This is a genomic window from Kribbella sp. CA-247076 (assembly GCF_050942445.1).
Lineage (GTDB): Bacteria > Actinomycetota > Actinomycetes > Propionibacteriales > Kribbellaceae > Kribbella.
Genome location: NZ_CP192051.1, coordinates 3,790,981 through 3,807,008, shown reverse-complemented (window position 1 = coordinate 3,807,008; position 16,028 = coordinate 3,790,981). Strand labels below are relative to the sequence as shown.

At 67.9% G+C, this 16,028-nt stretch carries 19 protein-coding genes; 6 read left to right on the top strand and 13 right to left on the bottom strand.

What is annotated here, in order from left to right; genetic code table 11:
* Window positions 1-135: 135 nt before the first annotated feature.
* From ACQPYZ_RS18090 to ACQPYZ_RS18080, 3 genes are all read right to left on the bottom strand, one after another.
* The gene (locus ACQPYZ_RS18090; RefSeq protein ID WP_433157027.1) at window positions 136-540 is read right to left on the bottom strand and encodes an NUDIX hydrolase; all 405 of its coding nucleotides are present in this window, start codon (window positions 538-540) and stop codon (window positions 136-138) included.
* Between the two features lie 135 nt (window positions 541-675).
* Window positions 676-1,797, bottom strand: coding sequence for a phosphotransferase enzyme family protein (locus ACQPYZ_RS18085; protein ID WP_433157024.1), 1,122 nt, complete (start codon window positions 1,795-1,797; stop codon window positions 676-678).
* Window positions 1,798-1,997: 200 nt separating this feature from the next.
* Window positions 1,998-2,369: a hypothetical protein gene (locus ACQPYZ_RS18080; protein ID WP_433157021.1), complete on the bottom strand. Its 372-nt coding sequence runs from the start codon at window positions 2,367-2,369 to the stop codon at window positions 1,998-2,000.
* Between the two features lie 41 nt (window positions 2,370-2,410).
* Here ACQPYZ_RS18080 and ACQPYZ_RS18075 point away from each other — a divergent pair, with 41 nt between their 5' ends.
* Window positions 2,411-3,031, top strand: a complete 621-nt coding sequence (locus ACQPYZ_RS18075; RefSeq protein ID WP_433157018.1) for an SAM-dependent methyltransferase — start codon at window positions 2,411-2,413, stop codon at window positions 3,029-3,031.
* 184 nt (window positions 3,032-3,215) lie between these two features.
* Here ACQPYZ_RS18075 and ACQPYZ_RS18070 read toward each other — a convergent pair whose 3' ends face one another.
* Complete coding sequence (locus ACQPYZ_RS18070; RefSeq protein ID WP_433157015.1) at window positions 3,216-3,998, bottom strand: phosphotransferase family protein; 783 nt, start codon at window positions 3,996-3,998, stop codon at window positions 3,216-3,218.
* Between the two features lie 426 nt (window positions 3,999-4,424).
* Complete coding sequence (locus ACQPYZ_RS18065) at window positions 4,425-5,207, bottom strand: class I SAM-dependent methyltransferase (RefSeq protein WP_433157012.1); 783 nt, start codon at window positions 5,205-5,207, stop codon at window positions 4,425-4,427.
* Window positions 5,208-5,416: 209 nt separating this feature from the next.
* On the opposite strand from ACQPYZ_RS18065, the gene ACQPYZ_RS18060 reads away from it, so the two are divergent.
* The 4 genes from ACQPYZ_RS18060 (at window position 5,417) to ACQPYZ_RS18045 (ending at window position 8,700) form a co-directional block, all read left to right on the top strand.
* Window positions 5,417-5,989: a GNAT family N-acetyltransferase gene (locus tag ACQPYZ_RS18060; protein ID WP_433157009.1), complete on the top strand. Its 573-nt coding sequence runs from the start codon at window positions 5,417-5,419 to the stop codon at window positions 5,987-5,989.
* Window positions 5,990-6,019: 30 nt separating this feature from the next.
* Window positions 6,020-6,757: a class I SAM-dependent methyltransferase gene (locus ACQPYZ_RS18055; RefSeq protein WP_433157006.1), complete on the top strand. Its 738-nt coding sequence runs from the start codon at window positions 6,020-6,022 to the stop codon at window positions 6,755-6,757.
* 60 nt (window positions 6,758-6,817) lie between these two features.
* Window positions 6,818-7,537, top strand: coding sequence for a VOC family protein (locus ACQPYZ_RS18050; protein ID WP_433157003.1), 720 nt, complete (start codon window positions 6,818-6,820; stop codon window positions 7,535-7,537).
* A 239-nt stretch (window positions 7,538-7,776) separates the two neighbouring features.
* On the top strand, window positions 7,777-8,700 hold the full coding sequence (locus ACQPYZ_RS18045) for an aldo/keto reductase (RefSeq protein WP_433169710.1): 924 nt from the start codon (window positions 7,777-7,779) through the stop codon (window positions 8,698-8,700).
* Window positions 8,701-8,897: 197 nt separating this feature from the next.
* Here ACQPYZ_RS18045 and ACQPYZ_RS18040 read toward each other — a convergent pair whose 3' ends face one another.
* The gene (locus ACQPYZ_RS18040; protein ID WP_433157000.1) at window positions 8,898-9,401 is read right to left on the bottom strand and encodes a hypothetical protein; all 504 of its coding nucleotides are present in this window, start codon (window positions 9,399-9,401) and stop codon (window positions 8,898-8,900) included.
* Between the two features lie 75 nt (window positions 9,402-9,476).
* Between ACQPYZ_RS18040 and ACQPYZ_RS18035 the strand changes: the two genes are divergently transcribed.
* Window positions 9,477-10,340: a LysR family transcriptional regulator gene (locus ACQPYZ_RS18035; RefSeq protein ID WP_433156997.1), complete on the top strand. Its 864-nt coding sequence runs from the start codon at window positions 9,477-9,479 to the stop codon at window positions 10,338-10,340.
* 16 nt (window positions 10,341-10,356) lie between these two features.
* Here ACQPYZ_RS18035 and ACQPYZ_RS18030 read toward each other — a convergent pair whose 3' ends face one another.
* The 7 genes from ACQPYZ_RS18030 to ACQPYZ_RS18000 all read right to left on the bottom strand — a co-directional run bounded on the left by ACQPYZ_RS18030 (window position 10,357) and on the right by ACQPYZ_RS18000 (window position 15,926).
* Complete coding sequence (locus ACQPYZ_RS18030; RefSeq protein WP_433156994.1) at window positions 10,357-10,914, bottom strand: cysteine hydrolase family protein; 558 nt, start codon at window positions 10,912-10,914, stop codon at window positions 10,357-10,359.
* A 61-nt stretch (window positions 10,915-10,975) separates the two neighbouring features.
* Window positions 10,976-11,275, bottom strand: a complete 300-nt coding sequence (locus tag ACQPYZ_RS18025) for a DUF1905 domain-containing protein (RefSeq protein ID WP_433156992.1) — start codon at window positions 11,273-11,275, stop codon at window positions 10,976-10,978.
* Entirely contained in the window at window positions 11,272-12,819 is a 1,548-nt protein-coding gene (locus ACQPYZ_RS18020) for a helix-turn-helix transcriptional regulator (protein WP_433156990.1), read from the bottom strand. The genes ACQPYZ_RS18025 and ACQPYZ_RS18020 overlap by 4 nt, the downstream gene beginning before the upstream one ends.
* Window positions 12,816-13,691 carry a hypothetical protein gene (locus tag ACQPYZ_RS18015; protein ID WP_433156987.1) on the bottom strand — a complete coding sequence of 292 codons (876 nt, stop codon included), beginning with the start codon at window positions 13,689-13,691 and terminating at the stop codon, window positions 12,816-12,818. Before ACQPYZ_RS18015 ends, ACQPYZ_RS18020 begins: the two co-directional genes overlap by 4 nt.
* The gene (locus tag ACQPYZ_RS18010) at window positions 13,688-14,557 is read right to left on the bottom strand and encodes an ATP-binding cassette domain-containing protein (RefSeq protein WP_433156985.1); all 870 of its coding nucleotides are present in this window, start codon (window positions 14,555-14,557) and stop codon (window positions 13,688-13,690) included. The genes ACQPYZ_RS18015 and ACQPYZ_RS18010 overlap by 4 nt, the downstream gene beginning before the upstream one ends.
* Entirely contained in the window at window positions 14,554-15,369 is an 816-nt protein-coding gene (locus ACQPYZ_RS18005) for a zf-HC2 domain-containing protein (protein ID WP_433156983.1), read from the bottom strand. Before ACQPYZ_RS18005 ends, ACQPYZ_RS18010 begins: the two co-directional genes overlap by 4 nt.
* Entirely contained in the window at window positions 15,369-15,926 is a 558-nt protein-coding gene (locus ACQPYZ_RS18000) for an RNA polymerase sigma factor (protein WP_433156980.1), read from the bottom strand. The genes ACQPYZ_RS18005 and ACQPYZ_RS18000 overlap by 1 nt, the downstream gene beginning before the upstream one ends.
* Between the last annotated feature and the right edge of the window lie 102 nt (window positions 15,927-16,028).

The window sequence follows — 16,028 nt, the reverse complement described above, 5'->3', positions numbered from 1 at the left end:
TGTGGACGACAACCATGCCCGCCCGCGAGCTCTGTATGAGCGGCTCGTGGGATCAGCAGTCCGCCGACGGCTCCGTCAGCCGCTACGAAACGCGCATCACGCTGATGCGCAAGGCATTGGTCTAGTTGGGGCGGGCTAGTCGTTTGTGAGCTGGACGGCGTTCAGGATGCTTGGTAGGGCGGTGGGGTGGGCCAGCTTCACGTTCGTGAGATCGCTGGGGCGGAACCAGCGGAGATCGTCGTTCTCGTCGGGTGCGGCGTTGACCGGTTCCCCGTCCCAGCGCGTGACCACGAACGCGTGCAGGTCGAGGTTCGGGTCGCTGATGGTCATCGGGAAGGGTGCCGGGTCGTGGACGTGGACCCCGAGTTCCTCGAGGCATTCGCGGCGTACGGCCTGGTGAGGCAACTCGCCCGACTCGACGTGCCCGCCGACGAGATCCCAGCAGTCGGGATATCGCAGACGCGCCGGGTGACGGTGCCCGAGGAGCACGCGACCGTTGCGTACAAGTGCAGCGACCGCGATCGCAACCCGGGCAACCATGGCGGCACTCTATCGTCGGCTCACCGGGGGACCCGGCGTACGACGACGCCGTACGACGACACGTCCAGCGTCCAGGTCCTCTGCTCCAACAACCGGGCACATCACTTTGCCGATTGCTGGTTTGCAGTACTGGGCCTAGTTCCGCAGGGCCGCGATCGCCTGCGCCGCCACGCGTTCAGCGAACTCGTGACTGGCGGGCTGCATCCAGCCCTCGTCCATCGCGGGAGTGCCACCGTCGTTGACGGTCATCCGGAAGATGAGGCACTCCAGCCACAAGGGCCGCAAGTTGAGGATTGACGGCAGCCGGTCGAGTTCGTCGTCGGTGAGTTGGACGTGCTCGGAGTACCCGTGCATCACCGCGGCAATGTTCTCGGTGGACTTGGTCTCGGCCGCGGTGCGCAGGAGCCAGGCCAACGCGGGCAGCCGAGGCCCGCGACCCGATCCTGCCCAGCCGACGATCGCGAGGTTGCCGGGTGCGCCGACGGCGGCCCAAGGATGGTAGTTGCCGTGGGTCAGTGCCTCGGGCAACCCTTCGGCGTCGTCAGCGGTCTCGACCTGATCGCGCAACCACTCGAACTTTTCGCGAGCGGCGGCGTTCACGTCGTCCTCGACGCTGACCAGGAAGCCCATCGCCGCCGCCAGATCCTCTTTCGGCCGGCCGACATGAAAGCCGCCGTCGGTCTCTTCGGCGCCGCCGTCCCGCGCGACAGCACCACCAGCCGCGGGAAGCGTATGCAGCCGACCCAGGAGATCGGCGAGCTCGTGCCAGACGGCGGGGGAGTCGGCGCTCGGACGTCCGCCGTCGAGGAACTCGGTGACGATGATGCCCTTGCCGTCGAGAACCGTGACGGGATCATCGTGGGCGATCCGTTCGGCGGGGAAGTCGTGAGCGGCCAGGAACTGCAGGATCTCGGCATCACCTTGTACGCGGCTGACCCGGTCAGCTGACGAGGAGAAGATCCGCGCGATCCACTGCTGACCGTCGACGTGCTTGACGACCAGGGTCGACGGATAGTGACCCGGCCAGGAGTCGCGTGGACGCGTCGCGGGATCGTCGTCGATCGGCAGGATCGAGTGGATCCCGATCCCGTAGTGCTCTTCGAGATGAGCCGTCAGCGCCACCTGCTCGAACGGCCGGGAATGCACGAACTCCTGGCGGTTCGCCACTTCCAGATCGGCCCGGGCCTGGGTGTACCGCTGTCCCGTGGCGCGCGCCCGCTCACGTACGGCGCGCTTGAAACTGCTCTGTTTCGTCATGACAAGCCTCCTCGTGGTGTCGTCGTTCCCCAGCAACGTGACACTCGAACAGGCCTGGACGATCGCGACCGTGAGGGCAGATTCCCCTTCGCCATCCCGAGACCCCGGCTGGGGCAGGTCCTCGCAGGCTCGGCGTCGGGTCAACGCCACCCCCGATAATCACGAACCCCACGACACCTGTCAACCACCACCACGAACACCTAGCTGTCCGTCGGGGCCAGTTCGTGAAGGTACGTGACGCGCTTGCCCACGGCGTTGGCGTACGCGATCTCGCGCCGGGTCGCCTCACCGATGTAGCCACCGGGGTTCACGATCCGCACCTCATCTGCAAGATCGATCCGCCGGAGGTGCAGCTCTCCCAACGCTTGCACGAGCGAAGGGTCCAGCACAGCAGCCTCGGTGGCTTCCGGAGCCAGAACGATCGCCAACTCCAGCGTCAAGCGCGTCCGCTCAGTAGCAATCTCCCTGCCGAAGCGCAGCGACCCACACAAACAAACAACCTTCGGACGACCAACCGACACGCCCGACATAATGCCCCAGCCAGCCTGTTTGAAGCACCAGGCGTTCTCCACCCACCCCGGTGCTTGAATCGGCTCGACCGTAGAGTCTGCTGATGGACTGGCGGGCATGGCACCAGCAGTACGACGATCCTGGATCGACACTGTCGCGGCGCCTAGAGGCGGTGCAGGCCCAGATAAGGGACGCCCTCGACCGAGCGCCCGCCGGACCTGTACCGGTGATCAAGCTGTGCGCGGGGCAGGGCCGGGATCTCCTCGGCGTCCTGGAGGATCACCCGCGTCGGGCCGACATCCGGGCCCGGCTCGTCGAACTGGATCCTGACCTGGCAGCCGCCGCGCGGGCGCGGGCTCCAGAGCAGGTGGAGGTGATCACGGGCGACGCGTCGCTGACGGATCTGTACGACGGGATGGTGCCGGCCGAACTCGTATTGCTGTGTGGGATCTTCGGCAACATCACGAACGACGACATCGAGAGGACGATCGCGGCCTGCCCACAGCTCTGCCGGACCGGCGCGACAGTGATCTGGACCAGGCATCGCGAGGATCCGGACCTGGCGCCGGTGATCTGTGACTGGTTCGAGCAGCGCGGCTTCGAGCACGTGTGGCTGTCCGACAAGGACGCCGGCTTCGGTGTCGGCGTCCACCGCTTCGCCGGCGAACCTGAACCCCTGGTGAAAGGCCAAAGCCTGTTCACCTTCGTACCGGGGGGAGTGTGACCAACCCGAGCGCAACCAGTACGAGGAACAACGCTCGTCGTGGACATTCCGAATGCGCCGATAAGCGACATTATGTCAACTAATGGTTTGCGTATCGCATCGGATGAAGCCAGCGCGAACTCCAAGAAGTCGTCTGGTGGATCGACCTCGACCCTTCGCCCCGGTAGAGCGCTCCACGACGCGGTCAGTTGCTTCGCACGGGAAACTGATCGAGTGCGGCGCGGAGGAACGCGTCGCGGCGTTCGGTGACGGCCGCTGCGTCCAGCGGGCTACCGTCGCCAGCGAACCCCGGGAAGCCGTGCATCACGGTCGGCGTGTTGAGCGCGGCCACCGCATCCCAGTAGGGCACGGACGTTGCCGCCCGACTGGCCTGTCGCTGCCAGCCCTCCAACACATGGCCCGGCGCGTCCTGGCCGTACTGAAGGGCCATCTGCATCCGCAGGCTGCCGAGATCAACCCCCGGATCACCGACGCCGGCCGTCTTCCAGTCGATCAGCGCGACGCAACGATCTCCCTCCCACAGCATGTTGCCGGCCCAGACGTCGCCATGCACGAACACCGACGCGGCCGCGGGCACACCGTGCGATCTGACCCGCTCGTCGGCCTGCCGCAGAAGAGGGGTGGTCGGCATCGAGCCTCGCCGGCGTTCGCCGGCGCGGTCGTCAACGGCGCACGGCCGAGGGCGGTACGGCAGGTGGGCCTGAGCCTCCATGGTGAAGGCGTGGACCCTGGCAAGGGCGGCTCCTCCTTCCCGGAGCCGGGCGACCGAGGCCGTCGGCGGGAAATCGGCGCTGCCGGACAGGAAGGTCTCCAGGGTGGTGACGGTTCCGCTCCCCCTCCCGCCGAAATCGGCGGCGATCAGCCGCGGTGCGGCCAGGCCATGTGCCTCGGCTAGCTGAAGGGCTCGGGCGTTCGTGATCAGCCACGCGGCGGCGATCCAGCCCCGGACGGGTACCTTCAAGATCACGTCCGTGGCCTGGGCCGCCGGTCCTTCGATTCTCAGGCGGAACGTGCCAGAAGAGCGGTGGCTGCCGCGACCTAGGCTTTCAACGGAGAGTTGGCTCCGGCCGGCACCCAGGGCACCACACGCCCAAGTGAGCGTAGCTTCACGTGGCGAATGAGTCATCTTCGAAGGTTCCCTTCAACAGTGAATGTGTGTGAAGGGGACTAAGAGAAGATGGAGCTCTCCCGCCCACCACTACATTTTCACACCTCCCCCCTTAGGCCAAGCGCGGTAGCTCGTAGTCGATGCCGGCCGCCCGACTCCCCCGCCCGGTCAAGGGCGACCTACGGGACACTCAGGTCGGACGAATACGCACGATTTCGATACGCAGAGTGTCCGGTAGTACTGCGCATCGCACGAGATAGGCCCACGGCGGCTACGGCTTATCCACTATCCCGCCTGTACCTTGCTTGCGACCACCGTGTAGTTCTCGGCCTCGAGATCGAACGTGCTCACTTCCGTCCGGAGTCCGACCCGGTGCAGCTCGGCTTCGAGTTCCTCGTACCGGTAGGGCCAGCAGGACAGCAGTTCTGAGTGGACGTGAACCAATCCAGTCGCATCAAATTTCGCGATCGCGATCTCGATGTGGTGCTCCTCCTCCCAATGCGGCGCGATCTCCCAGCGGTAGACCACGACGGCATCGCGACCGTTCCGGCGGACGAGTCGGTCCCTGATGTCGAGCCGCGAACCTCTGGCCCTCACGAGCTCCCAAGTGCGGGATGTGAGTACCAAGCGCCCGCCAGGGCGCAGAACGCGTGACATCGTCTCCAGAGCAGCACCCCTGCCTGACGCGCCAGCGGCATGGTGAAGCGAGTTGCCAACGCAGAACACCATGTCGAACGTGTCGTCCTCGAAATGGTCGGGCAACTCTTCCCAGTTCGCCCGCACGGCCCGGACGGATGCTCCGAACTCCTCAGACAACTCTGCAGTCCGACGAACCATCGCTTCGCTGGCGTCCGTTGCGACAACCTGCATGCCACGAGCGGCGAGGCCAACTGCCAACTGTCCGGTTCCGCACGAACAGTCGAGGACGTGAGCGTTCGACGGCAGGAGACTGAGGACGTCATCGAACGACGCAGCGAACTCGGCTGGAGGCAACTTCGCGTCTGAGATGAGCCATTCATACACCTCGGCAAGCACGTCATAATCCGTCACAACCACTACCTCCGTCACGCGGCAGACTCACGTGGGACGTCAGTCCATCAGCGCAGCGGGCCGGGCACCAATGGTTTTCGCAAGGACAACGTCCGCGCATGCCCGCGGGCCGCCGACAGTGCAGTCGACACGGACTGCTGTGATTTGTCACCGATGGAGGTGCAAATGCGTTGCGGACAGCTTGGGTCAGGTGGTTGGTTGATCGGCAACCAACCACGGGACGGACGATGACACTGCGCACCCCCACGCTGCTCACGGCTCGCCTTCGGCTGCGTCCGTTCGATGACGCGGATGCGAACGACCTCTTCGCGATGCACAGCGGCGCGCATGTACTGCGCTACTGGGATTCGCCACCGTGGAGCGAACGCGAGCGCGCAGGCCGGTTCATCGTGGCGTGCCGGCAGATGGCAGAGGAAGGCACCGGAGCGAGGCTTGCCGTTGATCGCGTCTCCGACGGAGCGTTCATCGGCTGGTGCAGCCTGAGCGGGTGGAATCCGGACTACCGCAGCGCATCGCTGGGCTACTGCTTCAACGAGGCGGCGTGGGGCCACGGCTACGCGACAGAGGCCGCGCGTGCGTTGCTGGGGTGGGCCTTCGACACGCTGGACCTGAATCGCGTTCAGGCTGAGGCCGACACACGCAACGTGGCGTCTGCCCGCGTGCTGGAGAAGCTCGGGTTCGTGCGTGAAGGAACGTTGCGGGAAGACTGCGTCGTGAACGGCGAGGTGTCCGACTCGTGGGTCTACGGCCTGCTCAGGCGGGAGTGGCGACCGGCGTCCGACCCGGTTCCCACCCGCTGACGGTGGGGCGATGAACCGTAGGCTGCGGTGATGGGAGCTGAGCGGCCGGTTTCGTCGCTTCTGGCTGAGGGTTGGGATGCCAACGCCGAGGCGTGGATCGAGTGGACGAGAGGTGGACTCGACAGCTATCGCGATCACAAGTTGGCCTTTCTGCCGTTGATACCGCCTCCTGGTCGGCTCACGGTGGATGTGGGCGCGGGTGAAGGTCGTGTCGGCCGCGAGCTGCAAGCGCGGGGACATCGAGTCCTGGCAGTTGATCGGTCGTTGACGATGAGCCGTTCCGCAGCGACGCACCCGGAGGAACCAGTGCCGGCGGTGGTCGCTGACGCAGTGAACCTGCCGTTGCCTGACGAGGTTGCTGACTGCGTGGTGGCGTTCATGAGCTTGCACGACATCGACGATGTCGTTCCTGCGATCGCGGAGATCGGCCGGATACTTGCGGTCGACGGCACATTGGTGATGGCGATCGTGCATCCGCTGAGCTCGGCAGGTTCTTTCGATCGAGATGCGGTCGGTCCGGCATTTCCCTTCATCATTCGGGACGCGTACACCGAGGCCAGGCATTACACCACCACGCGTACCAGAGACGGACTTTCGATGACGTACCACGGCGTTCATCGACCACTGAGTGCCTACACCGAAGCCCTCGCCGACGCGGGCCTGGTCATCGAGCGACTTCGAGAACACGCCACCGATGATCCCGCCAGCAAGTGGTCCCGAATCCCGCTGTTCCTGCACATCGTTGCTTCCCGGCGCTCTGCCCGGTGAGGCCTCTCCCCCGGGTTATTGCGTTGCGTGGTCGGAACGGTGCGCTTAGGTTGCGGGTTTATGACGACTCGGCTGTTTGCGCTCAGCTTCGATGCTCATGATCCGCGGAGGCTCGCGGAGTTCTGGGGTGGTGTGCTCGGCTTCGAGGTGGCGGCCGATGCGTACGGCGTCGCCGTACTGCCGAACGATGACACCGGGTTTCGGCTGCGGTTTGTGCAAAGTGATCGGGTGAAGGCTGGGCCTAATCAAATGCACTTCGATCTGACGAGTCAGTCTCTGGAAGACCAGGAGCGGACGGTGGCGCGGGCGCTCGAGCTCGGTGGTCGGCACATTGACATCGGGCAGTTGCCGGAGGAAGAGCATGTGGTGCTCGCTGATCCGGAGGGGAACGAGTTCTGCGTCATCGAGCCGGGGAACAACTTCCTGGCCGACTGTGGGTTGATCGGGGCGCTGGCAAGCGACGGGTCGCAGGAGGTCGGGTACTTCTGGGCCAAGGCGTTGGACTGGCCGTTGGTCTGGGATCAGGACGAGGAGACGGCGATCCGTTCGCCGCACGGTGGTCCGAAGATCACCTGGGGCGGTCCGCCGGTGGCACCCAAGCTCGGCAAGAACCGCCTACACTTCGATCTCGCCCCGCCGGCTGACGGTGACCTGCAGACCGAGGTCGAACGGCTCGTCTCGCTGGGCGCCAAGCATGTGGACATCGGCCAAGGCGATGTCGATTGGGTCGTCCTGGCAGACCCCGACGGTAATGAATTTTGCGTGCTGACTCCTCGCTGACGGGTCTCGATCTGCTGGGACCATGAGCGATCCGGCCCAGGCGACGGTCTACTCCCGAGCAACTCGGTGCTGTGTCGGGTGGCGTTGGTCGGCTAGCGCTTCTGTGCGGTGAGGCTTTGATCGCAGGCCTCGAATGCGGGATCCTCGGCCGACGACTGACCGTGGAATTCAGCGAGCATTGTGCGGAAGATTTTCCGTGGGGGCTGGACGGGATTCACAGCTGGGTTTATTCTGGCCGGATGCAGAATAAACGGGAGAATGCATTCTTATCGAGTAATCTATCACCGGAAATTGGGGGGCGCAAGTCATTTCTTGGTGGTCGAAAGGTGGGGCGGGTCGGGTTCGGGACTAAGCGGCTGGCCGGGGGCGCCGGGGGTGGGACGCAGGAGGATGCGGTCGCGTTGGTGCGGCGTGCGGTTGAGCTTGGGGTTGATCACCTCGACACGGCGGGGTTCTACCCGTCGTACGGGGGTTCCGCGACGTCGAGCGAGTTCGTCAGTCTGGACTGGGCGAATGAGGTGATCCATCGGGCGTTGGCGCCGTACTCGGACGAGTTGGTGATCGCCACGAAGGTCGGGCCGACCAAGGCGGGGCTGGCGTCGCCGGAACAGTTGCCGGGGCTGGTCGAGAAGGATCTGCGCAGCCTCGGACGGGAGGTGCTGGACGTCGTGTACCTCCGTCAGCAGGGTCTCGAGTCCGTCGCCGAGCACTTCGGTGTGCTGGCCGAGCTGCGGGACAAGGGGCTCATCCGGCACCTGGCGTTGTCGAACGTGCGGAAGCATCACATCGCCGAGGCGCAGGCGATCGCGCCGGTGGTCGCCGTACAGAACAGGTACGGCGTCGGCTTCGGGCGGGTGAACGACGAGATCCTGGAGCTCTGTGGTGAGCAGGGCATGGCGTTCGTCCCGTTCTTCGCGGTGACCGGGACCGGCCGGGAGGTGGGCGGTGTCGCCGCGAACGACGCCGTCGTCACCATCGCGCGGGACGTCGGCGCGACGCCGGCGCAGGTGCGCATCGCGTGGACGTTGAGTCGTGGCGAGCACGTGCTCGCCATTCCGGGTACGGGCAGCCTCGACCATCTGGCAGAGAACGTCGCGGCCGGCGACATCCACCTCTCCCCCGAGCAGGTCGCCGTACTCGACGACCTCAGGGACGACCGATGACGCGGTAACGCAGGTGGGGCCGTCGCGGCCGCGCAGGACGTCCTCGAGCTCGATCTGTTTCGCGTCGAGGTGCACGAGCAGGTTCCTGTCGCCGGCGGCTTGCTTGACCTGATGTACGGCGGACTCCAGGTCGTTCCGCGGCCGGCCGATCCGGCCGTTCACCCCTCCGTCGAACGCGCCTCGCACGAATCGACGGCTCAGTCGTAGTAGCGGCGGACGCTGGAGCCGATGCGGGTGACGTCGGTGCCGTAGATGTGGAGGGAGATGGCGGTGGTGTCGGTGGTGTTGTGGACGCGGTGGATGTCGCCGGGTGGGGCGAAGCCGCTGACGTCGCCGACGTGGTTGTCGTTCGAGCCGAGCAGCCGGAGGTCGGCGTCGTACAGGTCCTCGTGCTCGACGCCCTGGAGTACGCCGAACACGCACCACGTCACGTGGTCGTGAATGCGGGTGATCTGGCCGGGCCGCCAGACCAGCGCGATGATCGAGAACGAGCCGTCGGGCTCGACATGCAGGGTGTGGCTGCGGTAGCTGTCCGGGGATCCGTCGCGCTGCTCCGGGGTGAGTACGTCGGGACCCGGCAGGTGCAGGCGGAGCTGGTCGGCGACCAGGTCGGCGGTGTCCGACCAGTTCGCGTGGTGGCCGACGGCGGTGCGGACGCCGGCGATCAGTTCGGTCAGGGGCTGGATCAGTGTGGTTGTCATGCAACGAGCGTGCGCGCGGTCGACCCATAAGGTCCAATGCCAATCTTCATGGTCATCGATAGATAGAGTTGATGCATGCTGGACGTCACCCGGTTACGCGTGATCGAGGCCGTCGCGCGGCACGGCTCGGTCACCGCGGCGGCGCGCGAGCTGCACTACTCGCAGCCGTCCGTGACCCATCACCTCGCCCGGCTCGAGGCTGAGACCGGTGCGCAACTCCTGCAGCGGGTCGGCCGCGGTATCCGCCTCACCCAGGCCGGTCAGTTGCTGGCCGACCGGGCCGCCGAGATCCTCGGCCGGATCGACGCGGTCGACGCCGAGCTCGCCGCGCACGTCGGGCTGACCGCGGGGCGGGTACGCCTGGCCGGCTTCTCGTCCGCGATCGGCTCGCTCATCCCCAGCGCGGTGGCCGCGCTGGCCGGCACGCACCCCGGACTCCAGATCCACCTCACCGACACGCATCCGGCCGAGGCGCTGGACCTCCTGCGGACCGGCAAGATCGACGTCGCGGTGATCTTCCGGTACGACGAGACCGAGCCCGAGCCACCCGGCGTACGCCTGCATCACCTGCTCGACGACCCGCTCTACCTGCTGTCGTCCGGCCAGGGCGAACGTCTGCAAGACCTGCGCGACGCCACCTGGATCGCGGGCTGCGCGCGGTGCCGCAGCCACCTGCTCTCGCTCTGCGCCGAGGAGGGCTTCGAGCCGCAGATCGGCTACACGTCCGACGACATGGTCGTCATGCAGACGCTGGTCGCTGCCGGGCTCGGCGTGACCACGATGCCCGGCCTCGCGCTGCGTGCGCATCGCGCCGACGGGATCGTCGCGACCGAGCTGCCCGGGTCGTGGCGGCACGTCTACGCGGCGACGTACGGCGAACCGCCCGATCCGCCCGCGACCGTGGCGTTGCTGGCGGCCCTCGCCGAGGCCGCCCGCTGACGCCGGTGATGCTCGATCAGGCCGGGGCGAAAGTCACCTCCGCGGTGTTCTCGACGGCAGCCGTCCGGCCGGGGGCTCGGTGGTACTGCCAGTACATGTTGGTGTGTGCGATCACCTTGTCCGGCGGCGGTGCGCCGTACTCGGTCAGGTCTTCGGTGGTGTGCGCGTCGCCGACCAGCGTCACGTCGTACCCGCGGACGATGGCGCCGTGGATCGTCGAGCGGATGCACTCGTCGGTCTGCGCGCCGCTGACGTAGATCCGCCCGATCCCGGCTTGGGCGAGCACGTCCTCGAGGTCGGTGTCCTCGAAGCTGTCGGCGAACGTCTTGTGGACGAGCGCCTCGGAGTCGTCGCGTTTCAGCTCGGGCACGAGCTGCCAGTTGTCGCTCTCCTTAGGCAGGTGCTCGCTGTTGTGCTGCACCCAGACGACCGGCACGCCGCCGGCGCGGGCCTTGCCGACGAGGTTGCTGATGTTCGCGACGACCTGGTCGCGCTCGTACCCTTCCGACACCACGCCCGTCTGGACGTCGATCACCACGAGGGCCGTGTTCGGCCGATCTGACAACGTGGACACTGGCGTTCCCTCCCTTTGCCGGGGTTTGCAGGACGAACGCTAGAGGCAGCCACCGACAGTTTCAGGAGCTCCAGCTCCGCAGCCGCAGCCGGACCGTCGGTACGTCGCCGTCGTCCAGCTCCTCCGCCCGCCGGACCGCCGCCTTCACCGGCAGGATGTACCGCCCGTCCTTCGGGAACATCGACGTGTCCCACACGCTGTCGCCGATCTCCGCCTGGACCGGGATCATCCCCCAGCCGTAGGTGACGTGGTTCGCCTGCGCCTCGAAGTACGCGCTCTCGTCCTCGGGCACGGTGATGAAGTACCACGGGGCCGGCCCGCGCCAGAACCAGATCTCCCCCGCGAACTCGATCTCGGTCACGATCCACTTGCCTCCAGCAATCGTTGGGCGAGGTCGCGGCTCGCGTCCCGCAGCTCAGGCGATCCGACGATCCGGTACGGCGATCGGATCGCGGTCAGCTGGCCGGCGTACCAGTGGGGCTCGTTGGTGCTGGCGAGCAACCGCGTGTGGTCCGCGTCGATCGGCTCCAGCCGGCCCATGCTCCGCGGGATCCAGCAGGCTGCGTCCTCCAGCGGAGCGTCGATGACGACCTCGATCGTGTACTTCCACCCGAGCGCGAGGTGCTCCTCCACAGCCGCCAGCGGGTCGAGGTCCGCGGGCGGCGTGAAGGTCGCACCCTGACCCTCCACCCGGCGAACCTTGTCGACTCGCAGCACCCGCTTGGCCGACCTCGAGTGCGACCAGCACAGCAGGTACCACCGGCCTCGCCGTACGACGACCGCCCACGGGTCGACGTCCATCGTCCAGCTCTCCCCCGGGCACCGCTCATACTCCAGCAGCACCCGCTGCTGCTCGGTGCTGTACGACACCAACTGGGCCGTCACCGACGGGTCGGGCGTCCGCGCGCCCGGATCGGGTCCGCGCGCGCTGACCCGGCGTACGGCGTCCGTCGCGCGGGCGATCGGCTGCGGGAGGACGCGGATGATCTTGCCGAGCGCGTCGTCGACCGGATCGTCGGCACCACGCGGTCCCTCGAGGACCGCCATCACCAGGCCGAGCGCCTCGGTGTTACTGAACATCAGCGGTGGCAGCCGCAGCCCGCGGCCGACCCGGTAACCGCCGTACGGGCCGCGGACGGACTCGATCGGTACGTCGGCCTCGCGCAGGATCGCCACGTACCGCCGGGCCGCCCGCTCGGAGACGCCGAGCTTGTCCCCCAGCTGCTCGGCGGTGATCCCGGGAGCGTTCTGGATCAGCTCGAGCACCATCAACGTCCGCGCCGTCGGACTCACGTCGTACGCCACGAGGCCCCCATTCCGGAAGTCAACCGTCCGGAACCGACTGTAACCCGCGATCAGCAGCACGCTCACGGGTAGGGCCGTCCAGAGCAGCCGACTGCGTGACCAGTTGTCGTCGGCCAGATAGGGAAACACCGGGACGGCGTCCGCGAACGGTCGCGCCAGCGAGACGAACACCGCGACTCCGACGACCCCGGCCGACACCGAGCGCGCCGGCCCGGTGGATCCGCGGGAGCGTTGCCAGGTGACGAGACCGGCCGCGGCGACCACGAGCGCGACCCCCTGCCAGGCGACGTCCACCGCGTGCCCGAAGTACCCGGTCCGCGTCTGCCGGACGGCGACCAACCAGACCAGCACGACCGCGAGGGCGGCGCCGGACCGAGCCGCCGTACGCCAGCCGAGCCCTCGCGGCAACGTGTCCACGACCGCGGCGGCCGGCTCCGGGTAGCACCAGACAACCGTTGCCGCGAGCAACCCGACGGCGGTCCCCTGCAGCGGCCACAACGTGTACGGCCAGCGCTCCACCAGCAGGAGCAGTCCGATCATGACGCCCGCGCCGGCCCCGAGGACGCCCCAGGGAACGGCGCGGGCGGTGTAACGGATCACGGCTGCGACGGCAGCGGGTTGATCATGACCTCCTGCACCCCGGTCGTGATGGCGAGGACGGCGGTCACCGCCGCGACGACCACGATCACACCGAGAGCGATCAGCAACGGCCGCCGCGGCCGCTCACGATCGTGCAGCAGCGCGAGGACGACGCCGAGCGCACACAGCACGAGCAGGTAGACGCAGTACCAGTACGGCGATCCGGTCAGGATCATCATCCGGTCGCCGTCGCCCTCGATGCCGTAGGGACCGGTGAAGTACGTCCATGGTGCGACCAGCCGGAGGTAGCGCAACGGCTCGAACAGCCCCTGCATGACGATCGTCTCGGCGACGAGCAGCACGGCGAACAGCGGCGCGACCCCGCGACGTGGCAGCCACCGGCCGAGCACCAGCCCGAGGATCGGACCGCCGAGCGCCGGCATCAGTCCGAGCGCGACCAGGTTCGCGGAGACCCAGCCGTCACCGATCCCCCCGAACGGCGATCCGTACGGCGGTGGCGGCCAGTGCCCGTACGCCCAGATCGCCCACCCGAGCCAGCAGACTCCCGCGGCGAACGGCACGATCAGCGCGCAGACCAGTCCGAGTGTCCGGGTCCGTTCGCTCACCACGACCGTGCCGGCCGCCGACGCGATCTGGTCCGATGTCCGGGTCAGCGACGCCATCACGAGCAACCCGATCACCCCGACCCCCGCCGCCGGGGCGATCACGTTGCCGAGCACCGACATGTTCCCGTCCGGCTTGCCGATCGAGCTGAGGGCGACCAGCGCGGCGCCGACGAGGAAGAGCGGGTGTGACGCGTAGCGGGCGATCTCCTTACGCGCCAACTGGCCCAGCATCGACGCGGGCCGGGCGGCGACCGCTGCGGTAGTCATCGCGGTTCTCCGATCATGGTGTCGCTGCGGACCAGCAGGTACGCGTCCTCGACCGCGGGCTCGGCCGGTCGGCTGCCGGCTGCCGGGATCCCGCCGAGCGAGCGCACCTCACCGGTCCCGGTCCGCCAGGACGACAGCGCGCCGGAGTTGACCTCCGGACCGATCCACACCTGGCCCTGGGCCAGCTCGATCAGCGATGCGACCGAGCCGTCGAAGCGGATCCGGCCCTCGTCCAGGATGATCACCCGGTCACACAACGCGGACACGTCCTCGGTCTGGTGGGTGGCGAGCAGGACGGCGCCGCGATCGGCGTACGACGACAGGATGCCGCGCAGCGATGCCCGTTGCTCCGGGTCGAGGCCGGTCGTCGGCTCGTCCAGGACGACGAGGTCCGGGTCGCCCATCAGCGCCTGGGCCAGCGCGAGCCGGCGACGTTGGCCACCGGACAGCGCCGACACCCGTTTGGTCCGGCGGTCGGCCAGCCCGACCAGGCCGAGCACGCGGTCGACCTCCCGGTGCCGGGCGCCGGTGTCCTTCCACTCCTTGAGGACGGCGATGTAGTCGAGGAACCCGAAGCTTGTCATCCGGCGGGGGATGCCGGCCTCCTGCGGGAGGTAGCTGAGCCGGCGACGGGCGGCCGTCCGGTCGGCGACCCCGCCGGTGACGACGTGCCCGCTGACCACGATCCGGCCGGCGGTCGGCGGCATCGCGGTGGCGAGCAGCCGGAGCATGGTCGACTTGCCGGCGCCGTTCGGGCCGAGCAGGCCGATCACGCCGCGGTCGAAGCCGAGGTCGGTGCGGTGCAGCACCTCGGTTCCGCCGTACGACTTGGTGACGCCGTCGAGGACGGCGAGCTGAGCACTCATGCGTAGCCTCCTGGTGCATGGTGTGACGTGAGCCGGATGACGAGAGCGGCCAGGGCCAGGAGGGCTGTGGCGGCGAAGGCCAACTGGGCGAACGGAGTGTCGACCGCACCGAGCTGATCCGTGGACCGCAGGGTCCCGACCACAGTCAGCCAGAGGGCGGCGACGGTCCACGCAGTCAACGGAGCGGACCACCAGGTCAGCAGCGTGAGGGCGAGCAGGGTGAGGGTCAGCGACGGCAGCAGCCACGCGAAGGCGTCCGCGCCGACGAACGGAAGGACGAGTCCGGCGAGTACGACGACCGGCAGGGCGACCGTGACCGCCAGCGCGGTCCGCAACAGGGCGATCCGGAGCTTGCTGAACGGGGTGGCGGACACCAGCTCACGGACCGGGTCGGTGGCGTCGTATGCGGACGCGACGGTGATTGCCGGGAGCAACGGCGCGAACAGCAGGTAGAGCGCGCGCTGCTCGGTGGCCGGCAGCATGCCGCCGCCGACACCGATCACGAACGCGCCGACGAGTGCGAGCAGCCACGGCCGGTAGAGCGAGCTGGACGCGCGGAGGATGACGGCGTCGGTCTCGGCGAGCCCGAGCTTGCGGAGCAGTCGGAGCGGCCAGGGCAGCCGCGGCCGGGCGGTCGCGATCCGGACGCCCTGCCAGACGTCGGTCAGCAGGTCTTGGGGGGCTTTGGTCGAGGTCAGCCGACGGCAGTCGGCGCAGGTGAGCAGATGAGTCTCGACCGCGGACTGCCGGGACAGGTCGAGGTCGCCGTCGGTGTAGCGGTCCAGCAGTTCGGGACCGAGATGCCAGTCCATCAGATCCTCCCGTCCCGGCTCGGCATCAACTGGTCGCGCAGCCGGCTCTTGGCCACCCGGAGACGGCTCTTCACGGTGCCTTGCGGAATGCCGAGCAGCACGGCCGCCTCCTTGGTGGTGAGTCCGTCGATCACGGTCGCCTGCAGGATCGCGCGCAGTTCGGGTGGCAGGGTCCGCAGTGCCCGGCCGACGTCGCCGTACTCGACGCCGCGGAGCAACTCGTCCTCCGCGCTGTTCACCAGCGGTACGGCGGAGCCGACGACGTCGTCGCCGAGCGGGTCGGCGGCCGGGTGACCGCGCAGCGCGGAAACCAGTCGGCGGATCGAGATGCCCCAGAGCCAGGCCGCCACCTCGCCCTCGCCGCGGAACCGGCCGGCCGACTGCCAGACGGCGACGAACGTGTCCTGCAGTACGCCGGCGACGAGATCCTGGCTGCCGCACCGCCGGTTGAGCCGGAGCAGCAGCCAGCCGGCGTGCCGTTCGTAGAGCAGTCGCAGCGCGCCCTCGTCACCCGCGGCGATGTTCCGCAGGAGCTCGGCGTCGGACAACGTGCTCATGTCCTTACTGTCGCAGCGGAGGCCGCCGGCGGATCGACCTGATTTTGCGTGCCTTACCGGCAACTGTGCGTGTACTGGATAAGTGCTCAGCGGGTGAGCGGT

Excerpts from the sequence above, each read along its gene's own strand:
- ACQPYZ_RS18090 (WP_433157027.1), bottom strand. The coding sequence starts at position 540 with ATGGTTGCCCGGGTTGCGATCGCGGTCGCTGCACTTGTACGCAACGGT.
- ACQPYZ_RS18085 (WP_433157024.1), bottom strand. The coding sequence starts at position 1,797 with ATGACGAAACAGAGCAGTTTCAAGCGCGCCGTACGTGAGCGGGCGCGC.
- ACQPYZ_RS18075 (WP_433157018.1), top strand. The coding sequence starts at position 2,411 with ATGGACTGGCGGGCATGGCACCAGCAGTACGACGATCCTGGATCGACA.
- ACQPYZ_RS18060 (WP_433157009.1), top strand. The coding sequence starts at position 5,417 with ATGACACTGCGCACCCCCACGCTGCTCACGGCTCGCCTTCGGCTGCGT.
- ACQPYZ_RS18055 (WP_433157006.1), top strand. The coding sequence starts at position 6,020 with ATGGGAGCTGAGCGGCCGGTTTCGTCGCTTCTGGCTGAGGGTTGGGAT.
- ACQPYZ_RS18050 (WP_433157003.1), top strand. The coding sequence starts at position 6,818 with ATGACGACTCGGCTGTTTGCGCTCAGCTTCGATGCTCATGATCCGCGG.
- ACQPYZ_RS18045 (WP_433169710.1), top strand. The coding sequence starts at position 7,777 with ATGCAGAATAAACGGGAGAATGCATTCTTATCGAGTAATCTATCACCG.
- ACQPYZ_RS18040 (WP_433157000.1), bottom strand. The coding sequence starts at position 9,401 with ATGACAACCACACTGATCCAGCCCCTGACCGAACTGATCGCCGGCGTC.
- ACQPYZ_RS18035 (WP_433156997.1), top strand. The coding sequence starts at position 9,477 with ATGCTGGACGTCACCCGGTTACGCGTGATCGAGGCCGTCGCGCGGCAC.
- ACQPYZ_RS18015 (WP_433156987.1), bottom strand. The coding sequence starts at position 13,691 with ATGACTACCGCAGCGGTCGCCGCCCGGCCCGCGTCGATGCTGGGCCAG.
- ACQPYZ_RS18010 (WP_433156985.1), bottom strand. The coding sequence starts at position 14,557 with ATGAGTGCTCAGCTCGCCGTCCTCGACGGCGTCACCAAGTCGTACGGC.
- ACQPYZ_RS18005 (WP_433156983.1), bottom strand. The coding sequence starts at position 15,369 with ATGGACTGGCATCTCGGTCCCGAACTGCTGGACCGCTACACCGACGGC.
- ACQPYZ_RS18000 (WP_433156980.1), bottom strand. The coding sequence starts at position 15,926 with ATGAGCACGTTGTCCGACGCCGAGCTCCTGCGGAACATCGCCGCGGGT.